Genomic DNA, 3,141 nt, shown 5'->3' with positions numbered 1-3,141 from the left:
GTGCTCGCCATCCCCCGCGCAGCCCTCAACAAGGGATTCGACGCAAAATGAACCTCGATCAATTCAAGCCGCTCACCGTCTACACCATCTACATCGCCTCCACACCGGAGAAGGTGTGGGAGGCGCTGACCTCGGCCGAGTTCAGTCGGCAGTATTTCTTCGGCAATGCCGTGGAGGTCGAGCCGCGGCTCGGCGGTGCCTTCGTCGTGCGCACGCCCGACGGCGCCCTGCACATCAGCGGCGAGGTCCTCGCTTACGATCCGCCGCGAAAGCTCTCGGTCACCTTCAACGTCAACTGGCCCGATCTGATCGAGAAGCTCGGCCCGACCCTCGTCACCTACGAGATCGAAGAGGTCGGCGACGCAGTCCGTCTCACCATGAGCGAAGGCCATGACCGGCCGCTCAGCGACGACATCCTCTCCGGCGGACGGCAGGGCTGGCCCGCGATCCTCTCCGGCCTCAAGAGCGTGCTCGAGACCGGCAAGCCGCTGGTAGTGAAGATGGGCCCGCCGCAGCGGATGCTGGATGCGCTGAAGGCGTTGGGGATCAAGACGCCGTAGCGGTCGGAATCGGCGCCATCATCGCTTCTTCTTCGCCGGCGGCGGATGAATCTCGTCGATCTTGCGACGGCATTCCCCTTCCGAATCGTGCGGGCCCGAGACAAAGGTCCCACTGACCTTGATCGCGTACCAGCCCGACTCCACGCCGAGCCGGAGTGCTTCGTCTGTCTTGACGTGTCGTGGGGAGAGAATTTGCATCAGGTGCTTTCGGTTGGCGCTCGATCTCATATCGAACCGCGATCGCCGTTACGACGGCGTGATGAGTCGGCTCCGCCGGTGCGAGGAATGCGCCCTTTCACGTCGCGCGCATAGTCACGGCGCCGCGTGTGCGCAGGGACGACCGGACTTTCCGACATTGGCACGCACCGTGCGCGCAATCCCTGCAATTAGCTATCGTTTTCTCGCCCGCGCCGCGCCTTTGAAGCGCCAAATGCCGTTCTCGACCGAATAAGGCCGCCGAAGCCTCGTTTTCGACCGCTTGGAGTGCGTCGGGCTCCCCTCTCACGGCACCGGTGCCACCAGACGCCGATAGAGATGCCATGTCGCATGGCCGAGCACCGGCAGCGTCACGATCAGCCCGAGGAAGTAGGGCAGCGCCGAGACGATCAGCAGCATCACGATCACGGCCGCCCAGCCGATCATCGGCAGCGGGCTGGTCACGACCGCGCGCACGCTCGTCACCATGGCCGTGACGAAATCGACCTCGCGGTCGAGCAGCAACGGAAACGAGACCACGGTGAGCGAGAACAGGATCAGCGACAGCACGGCACCGACCGCGTTGCCGATGGCGAGGAACAGCAGACCCTCATTGGTCGTCAGCACCACCGTCATGAACTCCTGAAGGCTCGAGAACGAGGCGTGCAGGCCGAGCAGCAGCGCGATCAGGAGCCGCACCTGGTACATCCAGATCACGAACATGAACAGCGTGACGAACGCCATCCAGCCGATCTCACTGCGCGAGCGTATCGTCGACCAGATCGCGCCGAAGGAGACGGGCTCGCCGCGCTCGCGGCGGCGGCTGACCTCGTAGAGACCGATCGCGACGAACGGGCCGATCAGCGCGAAGCCGGCGGCCAGGGGATAGACCAGATAGACMATGCCGAAGGCGGTGAGGCAGAGCATGATGGCGATGCCGCCGGCGGCATAGAGCGCGCCGAAGCAAAGCCCGTAGAGCGGCAGCGCCTGGAAATCGCGGAGCCCCTCGACCAGCGCCTCGGCAATGTCGGTCGCCATAATGGGACGCACCACCGGATCGACCTTGCCCGAGATGGACATCGGCTTCCTCCTCATCTGTCGGTGCGATCTTCGTCGCACGCGGATCGACCGCGATATTAGCGCCGTCGGGCGCCGCGCGCACGCGCAAGTTGGTTCCGGATGACGGTATCCTGGGAGCCCGGCATAGCCTCGCCGGCGAACCCTGTCGGGGGCTCACCCGTGCTGCGCGCGACTTCAGAATCTTTCCCCCATCGCAGGCTTTTGGGCACGATGCCTATGGACGGAACGGACGGTGGTGCCGCAAATTGCATCTTCGAACCAGCACACGCGATGACCAGAGCGGACCACCCGACCGATGAGCTTGCGTACCCGGCTACTGATACTCGTCATCGCGGCCATGCTGGTGCCGGCAGGCCTCGTCGGGCTGCGTTTCATGCAGAATCGAAGCAGCGACATCAACGCGGCGCTGGCCAATCTGGCTGCGACGGCCGGCGAGATTGCCAGCGATCTGGACGAGAAGATTCAGGGCACCGCCCAGCTTCACTATGGTCTCGCCCGTGCGCGCGATCTCGACACGCGCGACAAGGCGGCGTGCTCGGCGTTTCTGTCGGAAGTGCGCGAGGAATACCCACAGTTCACGGGGATATTGACCATCGATCCGGACGGCAGCCTGTTCTGCGACTCGCTGCGGACCAACCGCACCCTCGATCTCAGGGATCGCGCCTATTTCAAGCAGGCCCTGGTTTCGCGCGGCGTCGTGATCGAGCCCGTCTTCGGCCGGTTGACCGGACTGTCGGTGCTCCAGATCGCATATCCGGTGCGATCGGAAGCGGGCGCGCTGAAGCTGATCCTGCTTGCTTCGTTCAACCTGCGCAAATTCGCGGAGTTTCACCACAAGCGGCTGCTCGCCGAGAAGGACATCCTGCTCGTCGACGCCAAGGGCACGGTTCTGGTCGCCCCCTCCGGCGGAGGCTGGACCGAGCCCGTCGGCGGGTCGATCGCAGGATCCGAACTATTCCGCTTCGCGGCGACGCCCGACCGGGAGTCCTTTCATGAGGTCACCGATCGCGAGGGCCGCGCCCATGTCTGGAGTGTCGCCGCCCGCTCACCGTCGACCCGGGATGCCGGTCTCTACATCCTGGTCGGACGGTCCAAGGACGGGCTGGTCGCGGCAGCGAACCGCCGGCTCTACGAGGACATGGCGATCCTGGCCGTGGCCTCGCTGCTGCTGCTGGCGGCGGTCTGGATCCTCGCGACCGTGAGCGTCGGGCGCCAGGTCGGACGGCTCGCCGCGATGGCGAAGAAGCTCGGGCGCGGCGACCTCGGCGCGCGCATTCCACCGCCCCATCCGGGCGGCGAGCTCGGC

Annotated in this window: 4 protein-coding genes; 2 read left to right on the top strand and 2 right to left on the bottom strand. The window is 65.4% G+C overall.

Annotation, left to right across the window (positions count from 1 at the left end; translation table 11 throughout):
- Positions 1-47: 47 nt before the first annotated feature.
- On the top strand, positions 48-560 hold the full coding sequence (locus AC1D00_RS33640; protein ID WP_477013636.1) for an SRPBCC family protein: 513 nt from the start codon (positions 48-50) through the stop codon (positions 558-560).
- An 18-nt stretch (positions 561-578) separates the two neighbouring features.
- Here AC1D00_RS33640 and AC1D00_RS33635 read toward each other — a convergent pair whose 3' ends face one another.
- Positions 579-758 carry a hypothetical protein gene (locus tag AC1D00_RS33635; protein ID WP_135177580.1) on the bottom strand — a complete coding sequence of 60 codons (180 nt, stop codon included), beginning with the start codon at positions 756-758 and terminating at the stop codon, positions 579-581.
- Positions 759-1,061: 303 nt separating this feature from the next.
- Positions 1,062-1,835, bottom strand: coding sequence for a DUF2189 domain-containing protein (locus AC1D00_RS33630; protein WP_477013635.1), 774 nt, complete (start codon positions 1,833-1,835; stop codon positions 1,062-1,064).
- 295 nt (positions 1,836-2,130) lie between these two features.
- Between AC1D00_RS33630 and AC1D00_RS33625 the strand changes: the two genes are divergently transcribed.
- Positions 2,131-3,141: PDC sensor domain-containing protein (locus AC1D00_RS33625; protein WP_477013634.1), on the top strand; the 1,011-nt coding region annotated here is incomplete at its 3' end.

The organism is Bradyrhizobium sp. P2_E8 (assembly GCF_056403875.1).
This window is presented reverse-complemented; position numbering and strand designations above follow the sequence as displayed.

Coding starts and splice junctions, on each gene's coding strand:
- AC1D00_RS33640 (WP_477013636.1), top strand. CDS start 48: ATGAACCTCGATCAATTCAAGCCGCTCACCGTCTACACCATCTACATC.
- AC1D00_RS33635 (WP_135177580.1), bottom strand. CDS start 758: ATGCAAATTCTCTCCCCACGACACGTCAAGACAGACGAAGCACTCCGG.